The 25,466-nt window shown below is 66.1% G+C and carries 23 protein-coding genes and 3 tRNA genes; 17 read left to right on the top strand and 9 right to left on the bottom strand.

Annotated features, from left to right (window positions below; genetic code table 11):
• Positions 1-35: 35 nt before the first annotated feature.
• The 3 genes from ASPHE3_RS11375 to ASPHE3_RS11365 are packed head-to-tail and all read left to right on the top strand — an operon-like array spanning position 36 to position 3,255.
• A complete protein-coding gene (locus ASPHE3_RS11375) occupies positions 36-1,205 on the top strand; it encodes a Gfo/Idh/MocA family protein (RefSeq protein ID WP_013601357.1) in 1,170 nt (389 codons plus the stop codon).
• Positions 1,205-2,419 carry a dihydrodipicolinate synthase family protein gene (locus ASPHE3_RS11370; RefSeq protein ID WP_013601356.1) on the top strand — a complete coding sequence of 405 codons (1,215 nt, stop codon included), beginning with the start codon at positions 1,205-1,207 and terminating at the stop codon, positions 2,417-2,419. The genes ASPHE3_RS11375 and ASPHE3_RS11370 overlap by 1 nt, the downstream gene beginning before the upstream one ends.
• Positions 2,416-3,255: a sugar phosphate isomerase/epimerase family protein gene (locus ASPHE3_RS11365; protein WP_013601355.1), complete on the top strand. Its 840-nt coding sequence runs from the start codon at positions 2,416-2,418 to the stop codon at positions 3,253-3,255. Before ASPHE3_RS11370 ends, ASPHE3_RS11365 begins: the two co-directional genes overlap by 4 nt.
• A 119-nt stretch (positions 3,256-3,374) precedes the next feature.
• On the opposite strand, the gene xylB is transcribed toward ASPHE3_RS11365, so the two are convergent.
• Positions 3,375-4,793 carry a xylulokinase gene (gene xylB, locus ASPHE3_RS11360; protein WP_013601354.1) on the bottom strand — a complete coding sequence of 473 codons (1,419 nt, stop codon included), beginning with the start codon at positions 4,791-4,793 and terminating at the stop codon, positions 3,375-3,377.
• Positions 4,794-4,796: 3 nt separating this feature from the next.
• Complete coding sequence (xylA, locus tag ASPHE3_RS11355) at positions 4,797-5,984, bottom strand: xylose isomerase (RefSeq protein WP_013600825.1); 1,188 nt, start codon at positions 5,982-5,984, stop codon at positions 4,797-4,799.
• 138 nt (positions 5,985-6,122) lie between these two features.
• Between xylA and ASPHE3_RS11350 the strand changes: the two genes are divergently transcribed.
• Together ASPHE3_RS11350 and ASPHE3_RS11345 are read left to right on the top strand one after the other, a co-directional pair.
• A complete protein-coding gene (locus ASPHE3_RS11350) occupies positions 6,123-7,352 on the top strand; it encodes an ROK family protein (protein ID WP_013601353.1) in 1,230 nt (409 codons plus the stop codon).
• A gap of 177 nt (positions 7,353-7,529) precedes the next feature.
• Positions 7,530-8,747 carry an IS481 family transposase gene (locus tag ASPHE3_RS11345; RefSeq protein WP_013599876.1) on the top strand — a complete coding sequence of 406 codons (1,218 nt, stop codon included), beginning with the start codon at positions 7,530-7,532 and terminating at the stop codon, positions 8,745-8,747.
• A 21-nt stretch (positions 8,748-8,768) separates the two neighbouring features.
• Here ASPHE3_RS11345 and ASPHE3_RS11340 read toward each other — a convergent pair.
• A tRNA-Arg gene (locus tag ASPHE3_RS11340) sits at positions 8,769-8,844 on the bottom strand.
• Positions 8,845-9,059: 215 nt separating this feature from the next.
• Here ASPHE3_RS11340 and ASPHE3_RS11335 point away from each other — a divergent pair.
• The 3 genes from ASPHE3_RS11335 to ettA all read left to right on the top strand — a co-directional run bounded on the left by ASPHE3_RS11335 (position 9,060) and on the right by ettA (position 12,106).
• Positions 9,060-9,620, top strand: coding sequence for a single-stranded DNA-binding protein (locus tag ASPHE3_RS11335; protein WP_013601352.1), 561 nt, complete (start codon positions 9,060-9,062; stop codon positions 9,618-9,620).
• A 141-nt stretch (positions 9,621-9,761) separates the two neighbouring features.
• Entirely contained in the window at positions 9,762-10,358 is a 597-nt protein-coding gene (locus tag ASPHE3_RS22700; protein WP_013601351.1) for a DUF6993 domain-containing protein, read from the top strand.
• A gap of 65 nt (positions 10,359-10,423) precedes the next feature.
• Positions 10,424-12,106 carry an energy-dependent translational throttle protein EttA gene (gene ettA, locus ASPHE3_RS11325; RefSeq protein WP_013601350.1) on the top strand — a complete coding sequence of 561 codons (1,683 nt, stop codon included), beginning with the start codon at positions 10,424-10,426 and terminating at the stop codon, positions 12,104-12,106.
• A 93-nt stretch (positions 12,107-12,199) separates the two neighbouring features.
• Here the strand turns inward: ettA and ASPHE3_RS11320 are convergent, their stop codons facing one another.
• Positions 12,200-13,180 carry an acyl-CoA thioesterase gene (locus tag ASPHE3_RS11320; RefSeq protein WP_013601349.1) on the bottom strand — a complete coding sequence of 327 codons (981 nt, stop codon included), beginning with the start codon at positions 13,178-13,180 and terminating at the stop codon, positions 12,200-12,202.
• A 63-nt stretch (positions 13,181-13,243) separates the two neighbouring features.
• On the opposite strand from ASPHE3_RS11320, the gene ASPHE3_RS11315 reads away from it, so the two are divergent.
• Complete coding sequence (locus tag ASPHE3_RS11315) at positions 13,244-13,903, top strand: hypothetical protein (RefSeq protein WP_013601348.1); 660 nt, start codon at positions 13,244-13,246, stop codon at positions 13,901-13,903.
• A gap of 6 nt (positions 13,904-13,909) precedes the next feature.
• Here ASPHE3_RS11315 and ASPHE3_RS11310 read toward each other — a convergent pair whose 3' ends face one another.
• Positions 13,910-14,359, bottom strand: a complete 450-nt coding sequence (locus ASPHE3_RS11310; RefSeq protein ID WP_013601347.1) for a globin — start codon at positions 14,357-14,359, stop codon at positions 13,910-13,912.
• A gap of 2 nt (positions 14,360-14,361) precedes the next feature.
• The gene (locus ASPHE3_RS11305) at positions 14,362-15,048 is read right to left on the bottom strand and encodes a mechanosensitive ion channel family protein (protein WP_013601346.1); all 687 of its coding nucleotides are present in this window, start codon (positions 15,046-15,048) and stop codon (positions 14,362-14,364) included.
• A gap of 120 nt (positions 15,049-15,168) precedes the next feature.
• Between ASPHE3_RS11305 and ASPHE3_RS11300 the strand changes: the two genes are divergently transcribed.
• The gene (locus tag ASPHE3_RS11300) at positions 15,169-16,155 is read left to right on the top strand and encodes an NAD-dependent epimerase/dehydratase family protein (protein WP_013601345.1); all 987 of its coding nucleotides are present in this window, start codon (positions 15,169-15,171) and stop codon (positions 16,153-16,155) included.
• On the opposite strand, the gene ASPHE3_RS11295 is transcribed toward ASPHE3_RS11300, so the two are convergent.
• Both ASPHE3_RS11295 and pepN read right to left on the bottom strand, forming a co-directional pair.
• Complete coding sequence (locus ASPHE3_RS11295; protein WP_013601344.1) at positions 16,152-16,625, bottom strand: OsmC family protein; 474 nt, start codon at positions 16,623-16,625, stop codon at positions 16,152-16,154. The two genes, ASPHE3_RS11300 and ASPHE3_RS11295, sit on opposite strands and share 4 nt — an antisense overlap.
• On the bottom strand, positions 16,622-19,201 hold the full coding sequence (pepN, locus tag ASPHE3_RS11290; protein WP_013601343.1) for an aminopeptidase N: 2,580 nt from the start codon (positions 19,199-19,201) through the stop codon (positions 16,622-16,624). The genes ASPHE3_RS11295 and pepN overlap by 4 nt, the downstream gene beginning before the upstream one ends.
• 165 nt (positions 19,202-19,366) lie before the next feature.
• On the opposite strand from pepN, the gene ASPHE3_RS11285 reads away from it, so the two are divergent.
• The 3 genes from ASPHE3_RS11285 (at position 19,367) to ASPHE3_RS11275 (ending at position 21,930) form a co-directional block, all read left to right on the top strand.
• A complete protein-coding gene (locus ASPHE3_RS11285; protein WP_013601342.1) occupies positions 19,367-20,386 on the top strand; it encodes a hypothetical protein in 1,020 nt (339 codons plus the stop codon).
• An 81-nt stretch (positions 20,387-20,467) separates the two neighbouring features.
• Positions 20,468-20,962, top strand: a complete 495-nt coding sequence (locus ASPHE3_RS11280) for a ribose-5-phosphate isomerase (protein WP_013601341.1) — start codon at positions 20,468-20,470, stop codon at positions 20,960-20,962.
• Complete coding sequence (locus ASPHE3_RS11275; protein WP_013601340.1) at positions 20,962-21,930, top strand: Fpg/Nei family DNA glycosylase; 969 nt, start codon at positions 20,962-20,964, stop codon at positions 21,928-21,930. The genes ASPHE3_RS11280 and ASPHE3_RS11275 overlap by 1 nt, the downstream gene beginning before the upstream one ends.
• A 55-nt stretch (positions 21,931-21,985) precedes the next feature.
• Here ASPHE3_RS11275 and ASPHE3_RS11270 read toward each other — a convergent pair.
• A tRNA-Gly gene (locus ASPHE3_RS11270) sits at positions 21,986-22,059 on the bottom strand.
• Positions 22,060-22,201: 142 nt separating this feature from the next.
• Between ASPHE3_RS11270 and ASPHE3_RS11265 the strand changes: the two genes are divergently transcribed.
• From ASPHE3_RS11265 to ASPHE3_RS11250, 4 genes are all read left to right on the top strand, one after another.
• A tRNA-Pro gene (locus ASPHE3_RS11265) sits at positions 22,202-22,276 on the top strand.
• A gap of 81 nt (positions 22,277-22,357) precedes the next feature.
• Positions 22,358-23,755 (top strand): trigger factor, encoded by a 1,398-nt coding sequence (gene tig, locus ASPHE3_RS11260; protein WP_013601339.1) that lies wholly within the window; start codon positions 22,358-22,360, stop codon positions 23,753-23,755.
• 231 nt (positions 23,756-23,986) lie between these two features.
• Complete coding sequence (locus tag ASPHE3_RS11255; protein WP_013601338.1) at positions 23,987-24,610, top strand: ATP-dependent Clp protease proteolytic subunit; 624 nt, start codon at positions 23,987-23,989, stop codon at positions 24,608-24,610.
• 37 nt (positions 24,611-24,647) lie between these two features.
• Positions 24,648-25,307 carry an ATP-dependent Clp protease proteolytic subunit gene (locus ASPHE3_RS11250; protein ID WP_013601337.1) on the top strand — a complete coding sequence of 220 codons (660 nt, stop codon included), beginning with the start codon at positions 24,648-24,650 and terminating at the stop codon, positions 25,305-25,307.
• The last annotated feature ends 159 nt before the right edge of the window (positions 25,308-25,466 follow it).

Raw genomic sequence — 25,466 nt, 5'->3', positions numbered from 1 at the left:
AAGCTGACCAAACGCTCACTCACCGTGGAGGACACATGGGCTTCGAAACTAAGACAATCCGCATCGCCATGAACGGCATCACCGGGCGCATGGGCTACCGCCAGCACCTGCTGCGCTCCATCCTTCCCATCCGTGACGCCGGCGGCTTCACGCTGGAGGACGGCACCCGGGTCCAGGTGGAACCCATCCTGGTGGGACGCAACGAAGCCAAGATCCGCGAGCTCGCCGAGAAGCACAAGGTGTCCGAGTGGAGCACCGACCTCGACGCCGTCATCAACGACCCCACCATCGACGTCGTGTTTGACGCCTCCATGACCAGCCTCCGCGCAGCCACCCTCAAGAAGGCGATGCGGGCCGGCAAGCACATTTTCACCGAGAAGCCCACGGCCGAAACCCTTGAAGAGGCCATCGAGCTAGCCCGTATGGGAAAGGAAGCCGGCGTTACTGCAGGCGTCGTCCACGACAAGCTCTACCTGCCCGGACTGGTCAAGCTCCGCCGCCTGGTGGATGAGGGCTTCTTCGGCCGCATCCTGTCCATCCGCGGTGAGTTCGGCTACTGGGTCTTCGAAGGCGACATCCAGGCAGCGCAGCGCCCGTCCTGGAACTACCGCAAGGAAGACGGCGGCGGAATGACCACGGACATGTTCTGCCACTGGAATTACGTCCTTGAGGGCATCATTGGCAAGGTCAAGAGCGTCAACGCCAAGACCGCCACCCACATCCCCACCCGCTGGGACGAGGCAGGCAAGGAATACAAGGCCACGGCGGATGACGCCACCTACGGCATCTTCGAGCTCGAGACCCCGGGCGGCGACGGAGTCATCGGCCAGATCAACTCCTCCTGGGCCGTGCGCGTGTACCGGGATGAACTGGTGGAGTTCCAGGTGGACGGCACCCACGGTTCCGCTGTGGCAGGCCTGAACAAGTGCGTTGCCCAGCAGCGTGCCCACACCCCCAAGCCAGTCTGGAACCCGGACCTGCCCGTCACGGAGTCCTTCCGCGACCAGTGGCAGGAAGTCCCCGCCAACGCTGAGCTGGACAACGGCTTCAAGCTGCAGTGGGAGGAATTCCTCCGCGACGTCGTCGCCGGCCGGGAACACCGCTTCGGCCTGCTGTCCGCCGCCCGCGGCGTCCAGCTCGCCGAGCTCGGCCTGCGCTCCAATGACGAACGCCGCACCCTCGATATCCCGGAGATCACCCTCTAATGACCTCGCTCATCCTTCCTTCCAATGACGGCGGCACCCGCGAATACCGGCTGCAGGGCGGCACCTCCTGGGCCCGCCCCACCGCTCCGCTCACTGCCAGGCGCGCCTATGCGGCAGCCCACGTCATTCCCGAAGTCCTCGCTGACAACACCCCGGGTGCCCCCGCCCGCCTGGACTGGGACGCCACCATGGCCTACCGCCACGAGCTGTGGTCCTACGGACTTGGTGTCGCAGACGCCATGGACACCGCCCAGCGCGGCATGGGCCTGGACTGGGCAGCCACCCAGCAGCTCATCAAGCGCACCGGAGTGGAAGCGGCGTGGGTGGTTTCCGCCGGCAACCCGGCCACAGCGGGGAAGTCCGTTCGGGACCTCGTCTCCTGCGGCGCCGGCACGGACCAGCTGGACATCGACGCCCTGCCGGCCGGGGAAGCCGGCATCCAGGCCGTCCTCGAGGCCTACCGCGAGCAGATCGCCGTCATCACCGAAGCCGGACCCAAGGTCATCCTCATGGCATCCCGTGCCTTGGCCAGAGTCGCCAGCAGTCCCGAGGACTACCTGAACGTGTACTCCACCCTCCTGCAGGAAGTGGACCAGCCTGTGATCCTGCACTGGCTGGGAACCATGTTCGATCCCGCGCTCGCCGGCTACTGGGGTTCGGATGATGTGGCTGCCGCCACCGAGACCTTCCTGGGCCTCATTAAGGACAACGCGGACAAGGTGGACGGGGTCAAGGTTTCGCTGCTCGACGCCAGCCACGAGGTGGCCCTGCGCGCTGCGCTCCCTGAGGGCGTCCGCCTCTACACCGGCGACGACTTCAACTACCCCGAACTGATCGAAGGCGATGGCAGCCACCACTCCGACGCCCTGCTGGGCATCTTCGCGGCGATCTACCCGGCCGCTTCGGTGGCCCTGCAGAACTACGACGCCGGCAATCCAGCGAAGGCACGCGAAATCCTGGACTCCACGCGGGAACTGGGCAAGCACATTTTCAGCGCCCCCACGTTCTACTACAAGACCGGCATCGCTTTCATGTCCTGGCTCAACGGCAAGCAGCCAGGGTTTCAGATGGTGGGCGGCCTGCATTCAGGACGCTCGGTATGCCACCTGGCCAAGACTTTCGAGCTGGCCGACCAGGCGGGCCTGCTGAAGGACCCTGCGCTGGCTGCCTTCCGGATGTCCGACTACCTGCGCATCAACGGGGTGGGGGTATGAGCGACTTCTCCCGGCTGTCCATCAACAGTGCGACCACCAAGAAGTGGACCCTCGCAGAGGTGGTGGAGGGGTGTGTCAATGCGGGCATCCCCGCCATCGGTCCTTGGCGGGACCGTGTGGAGGAAGTGGGCCTGGACAAGGCGGCGCGCCTGATCAAGGACGCCGGGCTCCGGGTCTCCTCCCTGTGCCGGGGCGGCTTCCTCACCGCACCGGACGCAGAAGGGCAGGCTGCTGCGCTTGCGGACAACCGTGCCGCCATCCTCGAAGCGGCTGCCTTGGATACCCGGGAGCTGTTCCTGGTGGTCGGCGGGCTTGCTCCGGGGGAGAAGGACGTGGTGGCGGCGCGCCGGCGGGTCGCGGACCGCCTGGCCGATCTGGTTCCCTTCGCAGAGGAGAACGGGGTCCGGCTGGTCCTGGAGCCGCTGCACCCGATGTACGCCGCGGACCGCGCCCTGATCTCCACCCTGGGGCAGGCGCTGGACCTTGCGGCGCCGTTCGATGCCCTCACGGTGGGCGTCGCCGTCGATACCTTCCATGTCTGGTGGGATCCGGAGCTTAAAGCCCAGATCGATCGCGCCGGCCGGGAGAACCGCATTGCCTCCTACCAGGTGTGCGACTTCAACATGCCCATCGCCGCCGATCCGCTGCTGTCCCGCGGATACATGGGCGACGGCGTGGTGGACTTCGCCACCATCGGCACCTGGGTCCACGACGCCGGCTACACCGGTGACATCGAAGTGGAAATTTTCAATCAGGACATCTGGGACACGGACGGCAACTCCGTCCTTGCCACGGTGAAGGAGCGCTACGCGGAGCTTGTCCTCCCGTACGCCTGACACGCTCTGGATGTCCTGTCCAGACCGCGGGCTCCTGCTACGTCACGGCAGGAGCCTGCGCCCCACCCAAAAAGGACCCGGACCGCACATGCGGTCCGGGTCCTTTTCTGCCGGCTGCGTCAGGCGTACAGCGCGGCGCAGCGGCGGTAGCGTGCCAGCACGCCGCCGTCGTCCCGCCCTGCAGGCAGGTCGACGGCGTCAAGCTTCCACTGCGGGAATTGTCCCGTGAGTGCCGCGGCGGCCTGGCGTGCGGCGCCGTCGGCCACGTACTCGCCCGGCTCCGGTACCACCACGTGGATTCCCAGCAGTTGCGGCGCCACGTCCTGCACGGCCGCGGATTGTGCCCCGCCGCCCACCAGGATGATGCGGCGGGCTTCCACGCCCTGTGCCTGCAGGGCAGCCAGGCCGTCGGCCAGCGAGCACACCACGCCTTCGACGGCGGCGCGCGCCAGGTTTGCCGGTGTGTAGTTGGCTCGCGTAATGCCGTGCAGTGAGCCGGTGGCATCCGGCAGGTTGGGCGTGCGCTCGCCGTCGAAATAGGGCACCAGGGTCAGGCCCCCCGCGCCTGGTTCGGCGGACAGCGCCAGCTCATTGAACTCCTGCAGGCTCACGTCCAGCAGGGCCGCCGTGGCGTCGAAGACCCGGGTGGCGTTCAGCGTGCAGACCAACGGCAGGTAGTTCCCTGAAGCATCGGCGAACCCTGCCACCAGCCCGGATGCGTCGGCGGCCGGGGTAGCGGACACGGCGAACACCGTCCCCGAGGTGCCAAGCGACATGACAACGTCACCCAGGCCTGCACCCACTCCCAGCCCTGCAGCAGCATTGTCCCCGGCTCCTGCGGCCAGAAGGGTGCCGCCGGGTGTTTTCCCTGCGGACTCCAGTGGACCGAGCACCTGGGGAAGCAGGGGGACGTGACCCAGTGAAGACTTCACGACGTCCGGCAAATACTCTCCCGACGCCGTCGAGAAGTAGCCGGTTCCCGACGCGTCCGAGCGGTCCGTGGTCAATGCCGCCAGTCCCGCCTCGCCGCTTCCGGGGCCATAGCCCAGTAGCCGCCACGTCAGCCAGTCATGGGGGAGGCAGACGGCAGCAACCCTTGCGGCGTTCTCCGGCTCGTTTGCGGCCAGCCAGTGCAACTTTGTCAGTGTCAGCGAAGCCACTGGAACAGTACCGGTCGCCTGGGCCCAGTAACGGGCGCCGGCGGCAGCATCGCCGTCGCCCGCTGCCTTGATGAGGTCTGCGGCTGCCCCGGCACTGCGGGTGTCGTTCCACAGGAGCGCCGGCCGGACAACCTGGCCGTCGGCGTCGAGGCAGACCATGCCGTGCTGCTGGCCGCCAACGGACACCGCTGCCACGTCATCCAGCCCGCCTGCCTGCGCGATGGCTTCCTGCAGTGCTGTCCACCAGTGGTCAGGATGGACCTCGCTGCCCTCGGGATGGGCCGCGCGGCCCTGGCGGATGAGCGTCCCGGTGTCCGCGTCGCGGATCACCACCTTGCAGGACTGCGTGGAGCTGTCGATGCCTGCTATGAGGGCCATGGCTTAGCGGGCACCCAGGAGGTGTTCGATGGCGAGTTGGTTGAGGCGGACGAAGGCGAAGGAGCGTTCGGCTGCTTTGTTGGCGTCGAAGTCTTCGAACGCGGTGGTGTCGGCGAGCAGGTCGGTGGTGGTTTCGCCGGCGGCGAGGGTGGGTTCGCCGAGTTCGCCGACGCCGGAGGTGGCCAGGGCTGCCTGGACTTCGGGGTCTGCGCGGAAGGCCAGGGCGCGTTCTTTCAGGAGCAGGTAGGTGGCCATGTTTGCTTTGGCTGATTCCCAGACGCCGTCGTAGCCGTCGGTGCGGGAGGGCTTGTAGTCGAAGTGCCGCGGTCCGTCGTAGCGGGGGCCGCCGTTGGGGAAGCCGTTTTCGAGCAGGTCCACGGTGAAGAACGCGCTGGTCAGGTCGCCGTGGCCGAAGACGAGGTCCTGGTCGTACTTGATGCCGCGCTGGCCGTTGAGGTCGATGTGGAAGAGCTTGCCGGCCCACAGGGCCTGGGCGATGCCGTGGGTGAAGTTCAGCCCGGCCATCTGCTCGTGCCCGGTTTCGGGGTTCAGGCCCACGATGTCGCCGTGTTCGAGCTGGGCGATGAACGCCAGGCCGTGGCCCACGGTGGGCAGGAAGATGTCACCGCGCGGCTCGTTCGGCTTGGGCTCCAGGGCGATGCGCAGGTTGTAGCCCTTGTCCTTGATGTAGGCGGCGGCGGTGTCCACGCCTTCCTTCATCCGGTCCAGGGCCGCGGCGAGGTCCTTGGACCCGTCGTATTCGCTGCCTTCACGCCCGCCCCACATCACGAAAGTCTCAGCACCGAACTCGGCGGCCGAATCGATGTTGCGCAGCACCTTGGACAGGGCGAACCGGCGGATGGAACGGTCGTTGGAGGTGAAGCCGCCGTCCTTGAACACCGGGTGGCTGAACAGGTTGGTGGTCACCATGGGAACCTTCAGGCCGGTCTCGGCCAGGGCTGCCTTGAAGTTCTTCAGGATCAGCTCCCGCTCCGAGGCCGTGGCCTCGAACGGGACCAGGTCGTTGTCATGGAACGTGATGCCGTACGCACCCAGCTCGGCCAGCCGGTGGACCGCCTCAACAGGATCCAGGGCCGCGCGGGTGGCGACACCGAACGGGTCAGCACCGGTCCAGCCAACGGTCCACAAACCAAAAGTGAACTTATCAGCCGGTGTAGGGGAGAGAGTCATGATGCGTCCTTGCAGTCGGGGGGCGTCGCTGTTTACGCGACTTAGTTTATAGCTTGAACTATATAAGCGCCATTACGCTAGGGTCAATAGCGAAGGGCCCCAAATAACGGCCCGTTTTGATCTTGAGGAGGGGCGCGCATGGCCGGCAGTGCAGCTGCTACCGCACCGTCCGAGGCAGGGACGCCAGGAAACATGGGCGACGTGCGAAGGAGTAACCTCGCCCTGGTCCTGGGAAGGGTAGTGCAATCCCCGGCGGGGTCTCACCTGACGCGGGCGCAGATCGCAGCCGCCACCGGGCTGACCAAGGCCTCGGTTTCCAGCATCGTCCTTGACCTTTTGGAGGCCGGTATCCTCCGCGAAGTGGGGCTGAGCCGCCAGGGGGAACGGGGCAGGCCCGGTGTGGGCCTTGAATTGAATCCTGCCCGCGGCGTGATGGGCATGGAAATCAACGTGGACTACATTGCCGCCGGGGTCACCGATCTTTCCGGCCGGGTAGTGGTGCAGGACATCCGGGAACGGGACAACCGGGACAGCGCCAGCGCTCCGGTGATGTCCGCCTTGGCCGGGCTGGCCAGTGACGTGCGCAGGGCTGCCGCGGCCAAGGGCGTCGAGGTGCTCGGCGGCGGGCTTGCCGTGCCCGGACTTGTTGAAGCCGGCACGTCCACTGTGACGGTGGCACCGAACTTGGGCTGGCGGGATACGCCGCTGGATCTGTCCGGGCTGCTGCCGGGCGCGCCGCTGGGGGTTTCCCTGTTTAACGAGGCCAACGCCGCCGCGCTGGCTGAGCTGGCGCACGGCCCCCATGCGCGGCGCAACTTCCTGTTCGTCTCCGGTGAAGTGGGGGTCGGCGGCGGCCTGGTCATCGATTCTGAGCTTTTCACCGGGCCGGAAGGAAACGCCGGCGAAGTGGGCCACATCGTGGTGGACCCTGCGGGGACCCGCTGCTCCTGCGGCGGGACGGGATGTCTGGAGACGGAGGCCGGGCAGGACGCGATTTTCGCGGCCGCCGGCATCCAGGTCAAGGGGCGTTCCAGGTCGGAAAGCATGTCCCGGCTCCTGGCGGCGCTGGCCGCCGGCGATCCCGACGCCCTGCAGGCCGTGCAAAGGGCGGGGCGCTCGTTGGGCATTGCAGTGGCGTCAGCATCACGGATGGTGAACGTGCGGTCTGTGGTCCTTGGCGGGCACTTCGCCGTCCTGGACCAGTGGTTGAGGGAGCCGTTGTTGGAAGGCCTGGCCAAGTATGCTCCCGGGGCTCTTCCGCCCGAACATGTCACTACCGCGGTGGTGGGGGAGTCGGGCGCCCTGTTGGGTGCGGCGGGCAGCGTGGTCCGGGCCCTGGTGGAGGCGCCGCACCGGCTCCAGGCCTAGGATTTCCCGCCAAATTGTTACGCCCCGGTTCGAGAACCGGGGCGTAACCCATGTGGTGCCCCAGGAGGTGTCTAGTTTCACGACATAGTTCTCACATGAGTCGGGACATCGTTCCCAGTTGACACTTCACCGGTGAGTCGGGACATCGTTCACACCGGCAGGGATCCAGCATGATGCATGTCGAAGCAGAAAGTGATCGTCCTCGCCGTCCGTGACCAAGGCCTGACAGTTACGGAAGCTGCCCGCCGGTATGGAGTCAGCCGCCGCTGGGTCCACGAGCTCCTCCGACGCGAGTCCGCCGGAGGTATCGCCGCCGTCGACCCCCGATCCAAACGCCCCCTCAGCAACCCGCGCCGCACCACCGAAACGGTAGCCGCGCGGATCCTTACCCTGCGGCAGGAACTGCAAACCGCCGGCCTGGACGCCGGGCCCGTGACGATCGCCTGGCACCTCGAACAAGAAGGAGTACCCGCGCCGTCAACGTCCACGATCCGCCGGCTCCTGCACACCAAAGGAATGATCACTCCGGATCCGAAGAAACGGCCCAAAGCCTCACTGCACCGCTTCGAAGCACACCAGCCCAACGAAACCTGGCAATCCGACTTCACCCACTGGGCCCTGGCCGACGGAACCGACATCGAGATCCTGAACTTCCTCGATGACCACTCCCGCTACCTGCTCGCCTGCACCGGATTCAAACCCGTCACCGTCACCGCCGTGGTCACCACGTTCCTGGCCTGCGCTGCTGAACACGGGCTACCGGCCTCGACACTGACCGACAACGGCATGGTCTACACCACCCGCCTCGCGGGCGGGAAAGGCGGCAGGAACGCCTTCGAACACCATCTCCACGCCCTGGGCATCACCCAAAAGAACGGCGCCCCGAACCACCCGCAGACCCAAGGCAAAATCGAACGTTTCCACCAGACCCTCAAACGCTGGCTCACCGGCCAACCCCGGGCCCACACCCTTCAAGACCTGAACGAACAGCTGGAAAAGTTCCGGCACATCTACAACCACGAACGCCCCCACCGGGCCCTGGACCGCCGCACCCCGGCCGCGGCCTACACCGCGATACCCAAAGCATCACCGACCGGATCCAAACAAGGAGATCACTGGCGTCGGCGCATCGACCGCGTCGACCAGTTCGGGAAACTCACCCTCCGCCACGCAGGCCAACTCCGCCACATCGGCATCGGCCGCGCCTACGCCCGCAAACACGTCCTGATGCTCATCCACGACAACGACGTCACCATCAGCGACGCAACCACCGGCGAGATCATCCGCGAACTCACCATCGACCCCACCCGGAACTACCAACCCAGAAAAACAGGGCAAAGAAAAACACCCCGGTCCGAAGACCGGGGTGTTACCGATGACTCGACTCATCCGTGAAGGATGTCTCGACTCACCACATGGTGCCCCAGGAGGGAATCGAACCCCCGACCGGCGGATTAGAAGGCCGCTGCTCTATCCCCTGAGCTACTGAGGCAGTGGCATCCGGAGCTGAAGTCCGGCGCCTCAAAAAGTTTACATTGCCGGACGTGCCGGGACCGTCACCGACGTCCACAGGCGCCACTCTTCCTCAACACCCGCCTCCGGGAGGCGTGTTGTGCACATAGGCAAAGCCGAGGCTCCCGCTGCCCGCCGGTCCGGGCCAAGCTGGTGATGCCTGCTAATGGCACTCCACAGAAGACAGGACGCAACATGAGCGACACCATAACGATCCGGGGCTTTGTTGCCACCGAGATCAAGAGCTCCACCACGCCGGGGGGAGTGGCCACCGCTTCCTTCCGCATCGGTTCCACCACCCGCCGCTACGACAAGGAGTCGGGCACCTGGACCGACGGCCATACCAACTGGTTCCTGGTCCAGGGCTATCGGCATCTTGCGGGGAGCATGGGCTGCAGCATCCGGAAGGGCCAGCCGGTCATCGTGGTGGGCAAGCTGAAGATCCGCAGCTGGGAAAGGGACGGCAGGGTCTACTATTCGCACACCATCGATGCCGACGCCGTGGGCCACGACCTTACCTGGGGCACGGCAAACTTCATCCGGTCCTCCACCAAACCCCTTCTCTCGCTCGTGGAGCAGGATTCTCCCGTGGACGGCATCCACCAGCCCGGCGGAGACGCATCATTCGATGAGCCGGAGGAGAACGACGAGGACGCGAACGATGGCGGCGATCCGGAAGCCTACATCGAAGACCGGAACGGAGACCTGGTTGCCCTGGATCTGGAGACGGGAGAGCTTGCCGAATCACGAGCCTAGGATTTTTCCCCGACCTGACCTTATCGACGCTTCACCCTCGACGCTTCACCGGTTCCTTGCGGGCAGGGAGCGGCACCCCCCGGCCGCGCCCTGCCCGTCAAGGTTGCGAACCGCGGGAAGGCTGCGTGGCAGAATGACAGCATGTGGCACACCCTTGACAACCGGCAGACCGCCACCGCCGGCGCCTCATCGGTTGCCCTTCCCGCTCCGCTTTCCGGCACCAGATTCCTGCTGCGCGCAACCGCCCGCCGCCTGCCAGCCACGGTGGCCGGCGTTGCCCTCGTCTTCCTGCTGTCGGGCTGTTCCGTCGCGGCGCCCTCCGGCAGCCCGGCCGTGCCGGCTGACCCGTCACCTGCAGCCACGCCCAGCGCCGGCAACGGGGCCGCACCCGGAGCAGGGGGCAGCGAACCGCTCGCGGACACCTCGACGACCTCCGGCGCCGGGGCTGCCGCCACCGAAAGGACAAAGCAAACCGTCACCGACGCACTCGGCAGGCTGGCCGCCGGAGCTCCCAAGCCGTCCACCGCGCAGGTCAGTGATGCCTTGGCCGGAGCGGGAATCGCGCCCGGTGTCCTGGAGGTGTCGCAGAGCCGGACTCCCACGGGGCTGGAAGCGGACGCGATCGAAGCCGCCGTGCTGCAAGGCGATGACTGCGTCATCGGCCAGGTCCGTGACGGCGCTGTGGCAGTGACCGTCCTTCCGGTGCTGGCCAGCGGAAAGTGCTTCGTGGGCTCCTAGATTGTTGCCGCGGGCCTCGGGCCCGGAATGTGAGATATGCCCGGCGACCCACTAGATTTGGAACCATGGCGGAATTTATCTACACAATGACCAAGGCCCGCAAAGCCGTTGGCGAAAAACTCATTCTTGATGACGTAAGCATGTCCTTCTTCCCCGGTGCCAAGATCGGCGTCGTGGGCCCGAACGGTGCCGGTAAGTCCACCATCCTGAAGATCATGGCCGGACTGGACACTCCTTCGAACGGCGAGGCCCGGCTGAGCCCCGGCTACAGCGTGGGAATCCTGCTCCAGGAGCCTCCCCTCAACGAGGAGAAGACCGTCCTGGGTAACGTCCAGGAAGGCGTGGGCGAGATCTACGGCAAGATCCAGCGGTTCAACGAAATCTCCGAGGAAATGGCCAGCCCCGATGCTGACTATGACACCCTCCTGGAGGAAATGGGACAGCTGCAGGAAGCCATCGACGCCGCCGACGCCTGGGATCTCGATTCCCAGCTGGAACAGGCTATGGACGCCCTCCGCTGCCCGCCGGCGGACGCTGACGTCACCAACCTCTCGGGTGGTGAGCGCCGCCGGGTTGCCCTGTGCAAGCTTCTCCTGCAGAAGCCGGACCTCCTGCTCCTGGACGAGCCCACCAACCACCTTGACGCCGAAAGCGTCCTGTGGCTCGAACAGCACCTGGCCAGCTACCCCGGCGCAGTCCTCGCCGTCACCCACGACCGGTACTTCCTGGACCACGTGGCGGAATGGATCGCCGAGGTGGACCGCGGCCACCTCTACCCGTACGAGGGCAACTACTCCACCTACCTCGAAAAGAAGCGCGCCCGCCTGGAAATCCAGGGCAAGAAGGACGCCAAGCAGGCCAAGCGCCTCGCCGAGGAACTCGAGTGGGTGCGGTCCAACGCCAAGGGCCGCCAGACCAAGTCCAAGGCCCGCCTTGCACGCTACGAGGAAATGGCCGCGGAGGCGGACCGGACCCGCAAGCTCGACTTCGAAGAGATCCAGATCCCGCCGGGACCCCGCCTGGGCGGACTGGTCCTGGAGGCCACGAACCTGCAGAAGGGCTTCGAGGACAGGACGCTGATCGATGGATTGTCCTTCAGCCTGCCCCGCAACGGCATCGTGGGCGTCATTGGCCCCAACGGCGTCGGCAAGACCACGCTCTTCAAGACGATCGTTGGGCTGGAGCCGCTTGATGGCGGCGAGCTGAAGATCGGCGACTCCGTGAAGATCTCCTACGCCGACCAGAGCCGCGGCGGCATCGACCCCAACAAGACGTTGTGGGAGGTCGTGTCCGACGGACTCGACTTCATCCAGGTTGGCCAGGTTGAAATGCCTTCCCGCGCGTACGTGGCTGCATTCGGCTTTAAGGGCCCGGACCAGCAGAAGAAGGCCGGCGTGCTGTCCGGTGGTGAACGGAACCGCCTGAACCTCGCCCTCACCCTTAAGCAGGGCGGCAATCTGCTGCTCCTCGATGAGCCCACCAACGACCTCGACGTCGAAACCCTCAGCAGCCTGGAGAACGCGCTGCTCGAATTCCCGGGCTGCGCCGTAGTGGTCTCGCACGACCGCTGGTTCCTTGACCGGGTGGCCACGCACATCCTGGCTTACGAAGGCGACGAGGAAAACCCCTCCAAGTGGTACTGGTTCGAGGGCAACTTCGAGTCCTACGAGGAGAACAAGGTAGAGCGCCTGGGTCCTGACGCTGCCAAGCCGCACCGCGTCACGCACCGCCGCCTCACCCGCGACTAGGATCCTGCGGCAAGCCTCCGGGCTGGTCGGAAATGCAAAAGGAGGCCGGTGCCCGTTCGTTCGGGTGCCGGCCTCCTTTGCGTGCTGGTTCAGTCAGTCGCGGCCCGCCTTACGGATCTGGTGCTCCATCACCTTGGACTGGAAAGCCCCCACCACTTTGGTCTTCAGGTCAGTGGGAACCCGGACCATGCCCTCCTGCGCCACGGACGCCACGTGCTGGCCGGCCTGGTTGAAGATCTTGCCTGTTGCCAGCCCGCGGGCGCCCTGAGCGCTGGGCGATTCCTGGACATACAGCAGCCACTCATCCACCCGGGCGGGGCGGTGCCACCACATGGCATGGTCGAGGCTGGCCACATTCATCCCCGGGGTGATCCAGCTGAGCCCGTGGCGCCGGAGGATGGATTCCAGCAGCGTGTAATCGCTCGCGTAGGCCAGGGCCGCCCGGTGCAGGTTTGGATTGTCCGGCATTGGCCCGAACGTCTTCATCCACACGGCGTTCCGGGCTTCCCGCTTGCCCTTGGCGGACACGTAAAGCGGCGGGTCGACGTGCCGGATATCGAAGGGCCGCTCATACGCCCAGTGCCGCGCCACCGGGTGGTCGAACTTCCCCAGCAGGTCGGCGGTGCTGGGCAGGGACTCCGGATCAGGGATCCCCGTGGGCATGGCGGACTCGTGCTCGATCCCTTCGTCCTCGCCCTGGAAGGAGGCAATCATCGACAGGATGGGGACGCCTTCCTGGTAGGCGTGGACCCGCCGGGCGGAAAAGGACCGGCCGTCGCGGAGGCGCTGGACACCGAACGTAATGGGCTTGTTCGCATCGCCCGGGCGGAGGAAGTAGCCGTGCATGGAGTGGACAAAACGGTCCGGCGCCACGGTGCGGATGGAGGCAATGAGGGACTGCGCCAGCACCTGCCCGCCGAACACCCGGTGGTGGGGCTGCTGCTGCGAGGGCCCCAGGAAAATGTCTTCATCCGTCCGGGCCCCCTCCAGCTCACCGAGGTCGAGGAGGGAGATGAGCGATGAGGTGGGATCCCCGCTGGGGAGCGCCAGCAATCCGGCGTCGGCTTCAGTCATGGTTCGACTCTAGACGGCGCCCCGGCACTGCTCAACAAAGCCCCAGCCGGTAGTGTTCTTGGTGTGTCTGATCTACTCACCTCGTCCTTCCGTTTCGCCGACCCCCGCGATCTTGCGGATCTCAAGACATTCGTAACCCGCGCAAAGGCTATCGACGACGGCGCCATCCGGCTCCAGGGGGCAGGTTCCGTCCTCGCCGCGTACGTGTGCGTGCTGCGGCCGCGACTGCTGGGCGAGTCCACCCCCACGATCCTCGGGCTGCGCACCATGGCGCTGGCGGAGCCCTCGGGGACGGACGTGACAGTGGCACTGTCGGCTGTCCTGGACCGCCTCGCCCGCGCCGGCGGGGACGATGTGGAACTGCCCGTGCCGCCGTCGACCGTCACCGAATCCTGGACCGGCGTGGGCGCGCCCCGCAGCGGCTGGGAACTCGTGGGGCACCGCAGCGACGCCGCCCTCCGCGCAGCAGCCGAGGCCGGCATGGCGGAAGTCGCGGGAATAGTGCCGGACAAACCCGGTGCACTGATCGTCAACAACGCCCGCGCCGCGGTGTGGGGCAGGGAACTGGACGAATCAGGCCTGCCGGCCGGAGCCGCCTTCGCTGCCCTGGCCCTGGGGTTCCTGGCGGATGGCGACCAGAAGCTCTACCGGTCCGGCCGGTGGTTCCGTCTCACCGGCACCCGCGGCCATGTGCTGGCACGGACCGGAAGCGGGTTGCTGTAGGAATCCCTATGGGGTGGACGGGCTGTTGACCATGGAAAGCGCCGCGCGTTCCATGTAGTCCCAGAGCGTGCCCTCGTACAGCGGAGGCAGCTCCAGCGCATCCACGGCCTTCCGCATGTGAAACAGCCAACGGTCCTTGGCCTCCGGCGTCACCTTGAAGGGCATGTGGCGCATGCGGAGCCGGGGATGCCCTCGTTCCTCGCCGTAGGTGGTGGGCCCGCCCCAGTATTGCTCCAGGAACATCAGGAAGCGGTGTTTGGCCGGTGCCAGGTCTTCTTCCGGGTACATGGGCCGCAACAGGGGATCTGTGGCAACGCCGTCGTAGAAGACGTCGATCAGTTTCACGAACGTCTCGTGCCCGCCCACGGCGTCGTAGAAGTTGTCGGTGTAGCCGGGCTTGCTGAACGGATCGTTCTGCATCAGCTGCGGCCGCTGCGGCTCGATGGGAATCGTCATCGCTATTCTCCGGCTTTCTGCTCGGTCTTCGTATTCTCGGCGCCGTGATCCGAGCTCTGGTCCGTGGTGCCGTCTTCGGATTCGTGCAGCGGCACGTAGTTGCCCTGTGAACGGTTGCCGACCCGCAGGATCTCACCGTTGCGCAGGTACCAGATCGCTCCGTCATCCGACCGGACCCGGGTGATGCGCAGACCCATGGATTCCACCACGCCCACAACCTCGCTGGTTTCGATCACGTCGCCGATTCCGTACTGGTCTTCAATGGTAATGAAGATCCCGGCCAGGAAGTCGCGGATCAGCTGCTGGGCGCCGAAGCCGATGGCCACACCCAGGATACCCACGCTGGTGAGCAGGGGCGCGATGTTGATGTCCAGGTTCTGCAGCACGTACATGCCGGTGATGATCACCACCAGGACCCCCACAACACTGTTCAGCAGCGAGCCGATGGTTTCGGCACGCTGGACGCGCCGCTCATGGTCCAGTGCCCGCAGGGCCGGCGCCACCCACTTGAACCTGGGCTTCTTGAAGAAGTTGCTGCCTGAGGCAACCCGCTTGGTGATGCGGGAAATGACGAAGGTTGCAACCAGCCAGACCGTGACGCCCACGCCCAGGCTGATCGCGATGCCCGTAAAGCTGATACCGTCCGGATCGCTGGCGGCGGAAGGAAGGACCGAGAACATGCTGACCATAAGGGGGTGATACTCCTGGGGTTCACCGGCGAAGTGCCGGGGACGGACACCGCGGCACCGGGTTACGCCCGGCGCGGACGGCTCTTTTCTCCTTCAACACTATCGCCGTAGCGTCTGAACATGCGCATCCTCGTCCTCGGCGGAACCGCCTTCCTGTCCGCAGAAATAGCCCGCCAGGCGGTGGAGGCAGGGCATCGCGTCACCTGCCTTGCCCGCGGTTCGGCTGGCGCTCCGCCGCCTGGCACCACCTGGCTGAGGGCGGACCGTTCTGCCGGTACGGATGCCTATGCCGGTGCTGTGGGGGAATGGGATGAAGTAATTGACGTTGCCCGCGACCCCGTGCCGGCGTCCCAAGCCCTGGGTGTCCTCGCTGGCAGGGCTGCCCATTGGACCTTCGTCTCCAGTTGCTCGGTCTACGCCGATGCTTCAAGGCCCGGCGCGGCGGAGGACACGGCGCTCCTGCCCGCGTTGGCTCCCGGCACTCCGTCAACCCCGGAGAACTATGGCGAGTCGAAGGCGGCCATTGAGGCGGCCACCCGCCTGGCGGCGGGCCACAAAGCCCACCTTTGCCGGGCCGGGCTGATCAGCGGTCCCGGCGACGGAACCGACCGCTACGGATACTGGCCCGCGCGGTTCGCCCGGGACAACCAGCCGGTGATCGTGCCCGCCATCGGCAGCAACCCGACGCAGGTCATCGATGTCCGCGACCTGGCCGCCTGGATCCTGCTGGCGGCAAGGCAGGGAACCACCGGTGCGTTCAACGCGCTCGGGGACCAGGTGCCCTTCGCAGAGTACATTGACGCTTCCCGGCAGGCTGCGGGCCATCACGGCCCACTGCTCACGGCAGCAGAGGACTGGCTGGCGGACCAAGGCATCGGCTACTGGGCAGGGCCGGACTCCCTGCCGCTGTGGCTTCCGCCGGGACATGGGGGCTTCATGGCACGGAGCAATAAGGCGGCACTTGAGGCCGGCCTGAGGCTCAGGCCATGGCAGGAGACCCTCGCGGACACGCTGGCCGACGAACGCCGGCGCGGACTGGACCGGCCCCGGAAGGCCGGCCTGGCGCCGGAAACCGAGGCGCGGCTGGTCAGCAGGCTGGCAGCCTAGGCCACCACTGTTTCCGGTTCATGCTCCACCGGGAAGTTCACACTGCGGGCAATGAAGCACACCTGGTTCGCCTCGTGGTGCAGCTGGGCAGCCAATTCCACGTGGCTTTGGTCCGCCACCGTCACGTGCGGGTGCAGCGTCACCCGCTCGAACTGGCCGCTGCCGTCCCGGTTCAGCTTCATCAGGCCGGTGGCTTCGTCGTGGTAGTCCGTGACCACCACGCCGTGCTTCACCGCCACGTGCAGGAACGACAGCATGTGGCACTGTGCCAGGGCAGCGAGGAGGAGCTGCTCCGGGTTATAACGTTCCTTGTCACCGTGGAACGTGGGGTCCGCCGAGCCCTGAAGGACCGGCAGCCCCGGTATGAGGATGTCGTGGTCCCTCGAGTAACCGCGGTAGGACGCTGTTCCCTCGCCAAGGTTGCCGGTCCACTGCACGGCCAGCGCGTAGTGGTGCTCATGCAGGCTCACAGCGCCTGCCGGGCGTCGCCGGGAAGCACGTCAGCCGCGCGGGCGCGCAGAGCACGGGCAACGCCGTCGCGGTTTTCCAGCATCATGCGCCGCAGTGCGGCACTTTGAGGCGGCAGCGAGGCCAGGAAACCGTCCGTCCGGTCGATGGTGGCCTGCGTGGTCAGCAGCGCAGGGTAAAGGCCGACGACGATCTGCTGGGCGAGTGCGTGGGTGCGGGTTTCAACAATTCCCGGCACGGCCTGGAAGTACTTTTCGGCGTAGGGCTCGATGAGCGTCCGGTCCAGCACGCGCATGAAGCCGGTGACCGCCGAACCTTGCAGGGCATTGGACAGTTCCCCCTTGACCACGATGGCTTCCCATGCGGCGGCCTTTGCCTCCGGGGTGGGAATGGCAGCCTTCGCCAGCGCTGCAGCATTCTGCCCGCTGGAGGTGTTGTCCCGCTGGAGTTCCGCGTCGATTTCCGCCTGGCCGAGGCGCCCGCCGGCCACCAGCGAGGCCACCAGTTCCCAGCGCAGGTCCTGGTCCACGGCCAGTCCCTCCAGCGTCAGCGAACCATCCAGCAGTCCGGCCACCCGGTCCAGCTGCGATCCGCTGCGCGCCAGCAGCGCGAAGGACTTCACGAACTGCAGCTGGGCGTCGGAACCTCCGGGGACATCCGATGCCAGTTCCCACAGCCGGTCCGCGGCAGCCACGGCCGTCTGCTCGCGGTGCTCCTCGGCCACGTAGAAGTTCAGGGTGGTTGCCAGCTGGCGCAGCTGGACCAGGATCACCGACGAATCGGATTCCGCGGCCACGTTGGCCAGGATCAGCTCCACGTACCGCCGTGCCGGGGTCTCGCCGTCGCGGGCAGCGTCCCAGGCGGAATTCCATACGAGTGTCCGCGGCAGGCTCTGGCTGAAGTCCTTCAGGTGGGCGGTGGCCGTCGCCAGGGACTTTTCGTCAAGCCGGACCTTGGCGTAGGCAAGGTCGTCGTCATTGACCAGGACCAGGTCCGGCCGGGCCAGGCCCACCAGCCCGGGAACCTCGGTGCGCTCCCCGTCAACGTCCAGTTCCTCGCGGTGCACCCGCTCGAGCTTGCCCGCGCCGTTGAGGTTGTAGAAGCCCACGGCCAGCCGGTGCGGGCGGATGGTGGGCCATTCCTCGACGGCGGACTGCAGGATGGCGAAGGACGCCAGCCGGCCGTCCGCGTCCACCTCCAGCTCCGGTTTCAGCGCATTGACCCCCGCGGTCTCCAACCACTGCCGTCCCCAGATGTCCAGGTCGCGGCCGCTGGCTTTCTCCAGCTCCACCAGCAGGTCGTTGAGCTCGGTGTTCTGCCAGGAATGCTTGGCAAAGTACTCGCGCACGCCGGCCATGAACTGCTCCGGACCCACCCATGCCACCAGCTGGCGCAGGACGGAGGCGCCCTTCGCGTAGGTGATGCCGTCGAAGTTGACCTCCACATCCTGGAGGTCATTGATGTCCGCGAAAATCGGGTGCGTGGTGGGCAGCTGGTCCTGGCGGTAGGCCCAGGACTTCTCCACCGAGGCGAAGGTTGTCCAGGCGCTGGTGAAGGAGGTGGCCTCCACCGCCGCGAGGTGGGACATGTACTCCGCGAAGGACTCGTTCAGCCACAGATCGTTCCACCAGCGCATGGTCACCAGGTCCCCGAACCACATATGCGCCAGTTCGTGGAGGACGGTGATGGCGCGGCGCTCCACCTGTGCGTCCGGGACCTTGCTGCGGAAAACATAGCCTTCCAGGATGGTCACGGCGCCCGCGTTTTCCATGGCGCCGGCGTTGAATTCCGGCACGAACAGCTGGTCGTATTTCTCGAACGGGTACGGGCAGCCGAACTGTGCTTCGAAGAACCCGAACCCTTGCCGGGTCAGCTCGAAAATGTTGTCGGCGTCCAGGTACTGCATCAGGGACTTGCGGGCAAAGACGCCGAGCGGGATGACCCGGCCGTCGGAGCTGGTGACCTCGCTGCGCACGGACTGGTACGGGCCCGCGATCAGCGCCGTCACGTAAGAGGACAGCCGCGGCGTGGGGGAGAAGGACCACACGGAGCGGGCACCGCCGTCGTCCCCTGGCGCGGCTGCCACCGGCGGAGGGGTGGGGGAGTTGGAGATGACGTCCCAGTGCGAGGGCGCGGTCACCGTAAAGGCGAAGGCCGCTTTCAGGTCGGGCTGTTCGAACACGGCGAACATCCGGCGCGAATCGGGGACCTCGAACTGCGTGTAGAGGTAGACCTCGTTGTCCACCGGGTCCACGAAGCGGTGCAGGCCCTCACCGGTATTCATGTACGGGGCGTCGGCCACCACGGTCAGTTCGTTGTGCTCTTCAAGCCCGGGCAGCTGGATCCGCACGCCGTCCGCCACGGTGGCCGGATCGAGGCTCCGGCCGTTCAGGGTAACGCTGTGGACGGCCCGGGTGACGGCATCGATGAAGGTGGAGGATCCGGCCTTCGCGCTGAACTTCACCGTGGTGGTGCTGCCGAAGACCTCCCCGCCGCGAGTCAGGTCCAGGCTGACGTCGTAGGACTCGACCGTGATCAGTTCGGCGCGCTCGCGGGCTTCTGCACGCGTCAGGTTCATGCCTGGCAAAGTGGGGCCTCCAGAAAGATTCGTCTGCCGGCTGGCGATGCCCAGCGGCGGCACTGCTCATTCTTGCATTCCTTCACCCCGGGACAAGTAGCGCGGCTCACAGTGGGTACGAATGGAGGTAGGAAGGGACGCGCGCGGCAGGAGTAGCGTTACATTATGGGCAAGTTCATGGAATCGGTGGACACCAGGGCCCTGCGCTTTGCCGCAGGCTACCCGGTGGTGCTGGCGGGCGCCTTCGTAGTGTGTGCTTTCCTGCTCCGCCCGGACCTTCCCGAGCCGCTCGCCATCCGGTGGACGGACGACGGCGGCGCGGCCTTCGCGCCCTTCGGCGCCTACGTGGGCGTGGGGGCCGCGATGATCGTGCTTTCCGGCTGGCTGGTGCTCTCGCAGGCACTGCCCATCTCCCGGCCTGTGCTGATGCGCCGGATCATGATGGGCGCAGGGCTTTTCCTTGCCCTGTTCGTCACCAGCGTGCTGGCTGCCGGCCTGGTAGGCCAGGCCGGACTCGCGGACGCCCGGGAGTCCCGGGTGGACATGACGGTCCTGGCGCTCGGCAGCGGCGCGGCAGTGTCGCTGGGGGTGGTGATGGCTTTCGTCTTCAAAGCCGACCAGCAGTGGTCGCCGGACGATGACCGGGCACTCCAGTTGGCTATCGCCAGGGATGCGGACCCGGACCTGGCCCGGGACAACATCCGGCTCTGGGTCCACGCCCGCAGTTCCGTCTTCATCATGATCGCCATCGCATCGCTGTTTCCCTCGGCACTCATTGCGGTTGCCGTGCCGTGGCTCGGTGCGCTCCTGGTGCTCCTCGCGCTCGTGGGCGCGGCGTTCCTGTGCGCCAGGATCAAGGCGGACCGCCGCGGCCTGAAAGTCCTGCTTGCCGGCATCGTGCCGGTGATGAACGTGCCCGCCGGCGCCATCTCCGGGGCCACCGCAGCCGACGTCAAGGCCGCCGACTATGGCGGGTGGGGCTATCGGCACCACGACGGAACTGCAGCCATGCTCGTCAGCAGCGGGCCCGCCGTCGTCGTCAACAAGACCGACGGGCAGCGCCTCGCCGTAAGCGGCGGCAGTCCGGCCTCGGCGGCCAGGCTGGCTGAAGTGCTGACCCGCGTGGCGGCGCGTGCGCGGCGGGGCGGCGGGCCCGCGCCAGCACCCGGCCAGCCGCAGTCCTAGTATTCTTGACGGTGTTGTCCTGACCCTGGCCAGCGCCGCGCGAGCCTGCGGCCGGCGCCACCGACCGAACGGATTCTGCTCGTGACTTCTTCCCCCGGCTTCCCGCGCGTCCACATCGCCACCGACCACGCGGGCATGGAACTCAGCGCCCACCTGGTATCGCACCTGACCGGCAAGGGATACGAGGTGGTGGACCACGGACCCAAGGTCTACGACGCCCAGGATGACTACCCGTCCTTCTGCATCAACGCAGCCCTTGCCGTGGTGGCGGACCAGCAGGCCGGGGTGCACGCCCTGGGCATCGTGCTGGGCGGCTCGGGCAACGGCGAGCAGATTGCCGCCAACAAGGTCAAGGGTGTCAGGGCTGCCCTGGCCTGGAACCTTTCCACTGCCAAACTGGCGAGGGAGCACAATGACGCGAACGTCGTTGCCGTGGGCGGCCGCCAGCACACGGTCGAGGAAGCCACCGAACTGATCGAAGCCTTCCTGACGGAGCCGTTCAGCAACGACGAACGCCACGTTCGCCGGATCGGCAAGATTGCCGCCTATGAAACCACCGGCGAGGTCATCGAGTAGTGCCTGAAGGGCATTCCGTCCGCCGGCTGGCACGGCAGTTCGGGGACGTGTTCGGCGGACGGCGGCTCAGTGTGTCCAGCCCGCAGGGACGGTTCAGTGCGGGCGCCGCCCTCCTGGACGGGCACAGAATGACGGCCGCCGACGCACACGGAAAACACCTTTTCCTGCACTTCGACAACGCCCTGGTGCTGCACGTCCACCTGGGCCTCTACGGCGCCTGGAGCTTCGGCGGCGACAGCACCTTTACCGGCTCCTCGAGCATTGGTGCGCCGCGGCGGATAGGGGAGCAGGAGACTTTCGCAGCGGCGGCCGACGACGACGCGGACGGCGGGGGTGATGCCGGCTACGCGGGTCCGCCCGCACCCGTGGGGGCTGTGCGGGTCAGGCTTGCCGCCAGCAACGGCTGGGCTGACCTGCGGGGCGCAACCACCTGCGAAACCATCACCGCTGCCGAAGCTGACGCCGTCCTTGCCCGGCTGGGTCCGGACCCGCTCCGGAACCTGCGGGGCGACGCCGGGCGCTTCGCCGCAAACCTGCAGGGCCGCAAGGCTCCGCTGGCGGCGCTCCTGATGGACCAGAAGATCATCGCCGGTGTGGGCAACGTCTACCGCGCCGAGGTCCTGTTCCGGCGCCGCCTGGACCCCTGGTTGCCGGGCAGTGACGTTCCTGAGCCCGCGGCACGCAGGCTGTGGCGCGACGTCGTGTCCGTCATGAACGACGGCGTGTCCGACGGCCGGATCATTACGACGCCGCCCAAGTATTGGTCGGATCACGGCAAAGCAGCGGGCCGGGCGGGGGCTGCACGGGCTGCGGCGCTGCCCAAGTCGGAAACCTACCCAGCCAGGGACAACGCGCACTTTGTGTATAAACGGGACGGGCTGCCCTGCCGGGTTTGCCGCACCACGGTATTGATGTCAGAACTGGTGGGGCGCAAACTTTACTGGTGCCCGTCCTGCCAGCAGTCTTAACACGAAAAAAGCCCTTCATCTGAAGGGCTTTTTTGTTGGGCGGATATTTGTCCAGTGGAGGGGACGACGGGAATCGAACCCGCGTAATCAGTTTGGAAGACTGAGGCTTTACCATTAAGCTACGTCCCCGAAAGAAGCTGCATCTGCAATGTTAGCAGGCCGGCAACTTCGGGCTGGCTGTCCAAGCCGGATACAACTAAACCTAATCCATGGCCTACGTGTCAAATGTGCAAACACGGCGCGTATCACCGTAGACTTGCCTGTGCACTAACGGGGTGTAGCTCAGCTTGGCTAGAGCGCCTGCTTTGGGAGCAGGAAGTCGCAGGTTCAAATCCTGTCACCCCGACTCTGCGGCCCGGACCACACGGCCTGGACAAAACATTGCGTTTGCAGAAACCCATCCCACAATCCCAGGAGTACTTAGACCGTGAAGAGCGCTGTCGAGAACCTCACCCCCACGCGGGTCAAGCTCAACGTTGAGGTTCCCTTTGAGGAACTGAAGCCCAGCATCGACTCGGCTTACAAGACTGTTGCTTCGCAGATCCAGGTCCCTGGGTTCCGTAAGGGCAAGGTACCCGCCAAGCTCATCGACCAGCGCGTCGGCCGCGGTTACGTCCTGGAGACGGCCATCAACGAAGGCCTCAACGGCTGGTACCAGGCCGCCGTGCAGGAATCCGGCATCCGTCCCCTGAGCCGTCCCGAGGTTGAGATCACCGAGGTCCCGGACCCCTCCGCAACGGACGGCGGCCTGAAGTTCGCCGCCGAGGTTGACGTCCGCCCCGAAATTGAACTCCCGGACTACTCCGGCATCAAGGTTGAGGTCGCTGCGGCCCAGTCCTCCGACGAAGACGTGGACAAGGCCCTGGACGAACTGCGCGGCCGCTTCGGCACGCTCAAGTCCGTTGACCGTCCCGCCGCCGATGGTGACTTCCTCACCATCGACATCACCGCCACCATTGACGGCGAAGAGGTTGACTCCGCCGCCGGCCTGTCCTACCAGGTGGGCGCAGGCACCATGCTCGAAGGCATGGACGAGGCCGTCACCGGCCTCAGCGCCGACGAGGACGCCATCTTCGACACCACCCTGGTGGGTGGCGACCACGCCGGTGAAGCCGCCCAGGTCAAGGTGGTCGTGAAGGCCGTCAAGGAGCGCGAACTCCCTGAGGCGAACGACGACTTCGCCCAGCTCGCCTCCGAGTTCGACACCCTTGCCGAACTGCGCGAAGACCTGGCCAAGCAGGCCGCCGATTCCAAGATCGTGGAGCAGGGCGTTGAAGCCCGCGACAAGGTCCTGGACAAGCTCGTTGAGCTCGTCGAGGTTCCCGTGCCGGATTCGGTCGTCGAAGAGCAGCTCGAAGCCCACTTCAAGGAGGGCAACGGCCACGGCGAAGGCGAGCACGACACCGAGGAGCACCGTGAAGAGGTGCGCGCCAACACCGCGCGTGCCTTCCAGAACGAGATCATCCTCGACGCCATAGCCGAAAAGGAAGAAGTCAACGTCAGCCAGAACGAGCTGATCGACTACATCGTCACCACCGCCAGCCAGTACGGCATGGACCCCAACCAGTTCGCCCAGATCATCGACCAGAGCGGCCAGGTTCCCATGATGGTCTCCGAGGTCCGCCGCCGTAAGGCACTGGCCGTCGTGCTGGGCCAGGCAGAGGTCACCGACACCGAGGGCAACGCCGTCGACCTGTCCGACTTCGTGCGTCCCGGCGGCGAAGAGGAAGCCCCCGCGGCCGAGGCTCCCGAGGCAGAAGCCCCGGCGGCTGATGAAGCAGAGACCGCCGCAGTTGAGGAAGACAAGGCAGAGGCCAAGGCCTAGGCCCGAACCGCGCTGCCGACGGCCCCTGGATCACTGATCCGGGGGCCGTTTGCGTTTGCTCGGTGCTGCCGCAGGCCAGGGCCCGCCGATCGTGCGCCGTCAGCGAACAGCCCTCGGTGCACGAACAAAACGCCTGTGAAACCGGTTAGTGTCCAAGTAGTGATTTTCAGTGATGTCACCGTCACCAGCGAGAGGTAAGTACACATGTCACAGCACCCAGAGTCCCCCCGGATGGCGACTGTCGATCCTGCAGCCCAGGACAACTACATCTACAACCGGCTCCTGAAAGAGCGCATCATCTGGTTGGGCTCCGAGGTGCGTGACGACAACGCCAACGCCATCTGCTCACAGCTCCTCCTCCTGTCCGCGGAGAACCCGGACAAGGACATCTACCTCTACATCAACTCACCGGGCGGCTCCGTGACGGCCGGCATGGCCATCTACGACACCATGCAGTTCATCCCGAACGACGTCGTGACCGTGGCCACGGGCCTGGCGGCCTCCATGGGCCAGTTCCTGCTGTCCTCCGGCACCAAGGGCAAGCGGTACGCCACCCCCAACGCCCGCGTCCTGATGCACCAGCCCTCGGGCGGCATCGGCGGCACGGCCTCCGACATCAAGATCCAGGCCGAGCTCATCCTGCACATGAAGAAGGTCATGGCTGAACTCACTGCAGAGCAGACCGGCCAGACCGTGGAAACCATCCTCAAGGACAACGACCGTGACAAGTGGTTCACGGCAACCGAAGCCCTCGAGTACGGCTTCTTCGACAAGATCGCGGCCCACGCCGGCTCGGTCGCCGGCGGCGGCGGAACCTCCAACGGTTCGTCCGGCGAGTCAGCTTCCCAGAACTAACCCGGCACCAAGAACACTCAGATCAGGAGCAAAGAACATGAACTACAACTTCGGGTGGTCTGCCGGTAATCTTCCGTCCAGCCGCTACGTCCTGCCCCAGTTTGAGGAGCGCACGCCCTACGGCTTCAAGCGCCAGGACCCGTACACCAAGCTTTTCGAGGACCGCATCATCTTCCTCGGTGTGCAGGTGGACGATGCCTCGGCTGACGACATCATGGCCCAGCTGCTGGTCCTGGAATCCACGGACCCGGACCGTGACATCACCCTGTACATCAACTCGCCCGGCGGATCCTTCACCGCCATGACGGCGATCTACGACACCATGCAGTACATCCGGCCCGAGATCCAGACCGTTTGCCTGGGCCAGGCTGCCAGTGCCGCCGCGGTGCTGCTAGCAGCCGGAACGCCCGGCAAGCGCCTGGCGCTGCCCAACGCCCGTGTCCTGATCCACCAGCCCGCGCTGTCCGGCGGCCAGGGCGGACAGGCCTCGGACCTGGAGATCCAGGCTGCCGAGGTGATGCGCATGCGTTCCTGGCTTGAGGACACGCTGGCCCACCACTCCGGACGGACGTCGGAGCAGGTCAACAACGACATCGAGCGCGACAAGATCCTGACCGCAGAGGAAGCCCAGGTGTACGGGCTGATCGACCAGGTCCTGGACTCACGCAAGATCAAACCGCAGGCCATCACCAGGTAGCGGTAAAGTAAAGCGCCGGTGGCGCCAATCATTTGGCTCCACCGGCCTTTTCCTTCCACCCTCGGAAGCGAATGTGACCTAGAGTGGATGTTGTCACAACCGGTCCTCGCAGGCTGGTGGAGATTCCAGCAACGGTGCAAGGCTGCCTGGCAGCAAGAT

This window comes from Pseudarthrobacter phenanthrenivorans Sphe3 (genome assembly GCF_000189535.1).
Taxonomy (GTDB): domain Bacteria; phylum Actinomycetota; class Actinomycetes; order Actinomycetales; family Micrococcaceae; genus Arthrobacter; species Arthrobacter phenanthrenivorans.
Note: the sequence above shows the minus strand (reverse complement) of the source record. Positions and strands in the feature narration are given on the sequence as shown.

Excerpts from the sequence above, each read along its gene's own strand:
- ASPHE3_RS11375 (WP_013601357.1), top strand. The coding sequence starts at position 36 with ATGGGCTTCGAAACTAAGACAATCCGCATCGCCATGAACGGCATCACC.
- ASPHE3_RS11370 (WP_013601356.1), top strand. The coding sequence starts at position 1,205 with ATGACCTCGCTCATCCTTCCTTCCAATGACGGCGGCACCCGCGAATAC.
- ASPHE3_RS11365 (WP_013601355.1), top strand. The coding sequence starts at position 2,416 with ATGAGCGACTTCTCCCGGCTGTCCATCAACAGTGCGACCACCAAGAAG.
- xylB (WP_013601354.1), bottom strand. The coding sequence starts at position 4,793 with ATGGCCCTCATAGCAGGCATCGACAGCTCCACGCAGTCCTGCAAGGTG.
- xylA (WP_013600825.1), bottom strand. The coding sequence starts at position 5,984 with ATGACTCTCTCCCCTACACCGGCTGATAAGTTCACTTTTGGTTTGTGG.
- ASPHE3_RS11350 (WP_013601353.1), top strand. The coding sequence starts at position 6,123 with ATGGCCGGCAGTGCAGCTGCTACCGCACCGTCCGAGGCAGGGACGCCA.
- ASPHE3_RS11345 (WP_013599876.1), top strand. The coding sequence starts at position 7,530 with ATGTCGAAGCAGAAAGTGATCGTCCTCGCCGTCCGTGACCAAGGCCTG.
- ASPHE3_RS11335 (WP_013601352.1), top strand. The coding sequence starts at position 9,060 with ATGAGCGACACCATAACGATCCGGGGCTTTGTTGCCACCGAGATCAAG.
- ASPHE3_RS22700 (WP_013601351.1), top strand. The coding sequence starts at position 9,762 with ATGTGGCACACCCTTGACAACCGGCAGACCGCCACCGCCGGCGCCTCA.
- ettA (WP_013601350.1), top strand. The coding sequence starts at position 10,424 with ATGGCGGAATTTATCTACACAATGACCAAGGCCCGCAAAGCCGTTGGC.
- ASPHE3_RS11320 (WP_013601349.1), bottom strand. The coding sequence starts at position 13,180 with ATGACTGAAGCCGACGCCGGATTGCTGGCGCTCCCCAGCGGGGATCCC.
- ASPHE3_RS11310 (WP_013601347.1), bottom strand. The coding sequence starts at position 14,359 with ATGACGATTCCCATCGAGCCGCAGCGGCCGCAGCTGATGCAGAACGAT.
- ASPHE3_RS11305 (WP_013601346.1), bottom strand. The coding sequence starts at position 15,048 with ATGGTCAGCATGTTCTCGGTCCTTCCTTCCGCCGCCAGCGATCCGGAC.
- ASPHE3_RS11300 (WP_013601345.1), top strand. The coding sequence starts at position 15,169 with ATGCGCATCCTCGTCCTCGGCGGAACCGCCTTCCTGTCCGCAGAAATA.
- pepN (WP_013601343.1), bottom strand. The coding sequence starts at position 19,201 with ATGAACCTGACGCGTGCAGAAGCCCGCGAGCGCGCCGAACTGATCACG.
- ASPHE3_RS11285 (WP_013601342.1), top strand. The coding sequence starts at position 19,367 with ATGGGCAAGTTCATGGAATCGGTGGACACCAGGGCCCTGCGCTTTGCC.
- ASPHE3_RS11255 (WP_013601338.1), top strand. The coding sequence starts at position 23,987 with ATGGCGACTGTCGATCCTGCAGCCCAGGACAACTACATCTACAACCGG.
- ASPHE3_RS11250 (WP_013601337.1), top strand. The coding sequence starts at position 24,648 with ATGAACTACAACTTCGGGTGGTCTGCCGGTAATCTTCCGTCCAGCCGC.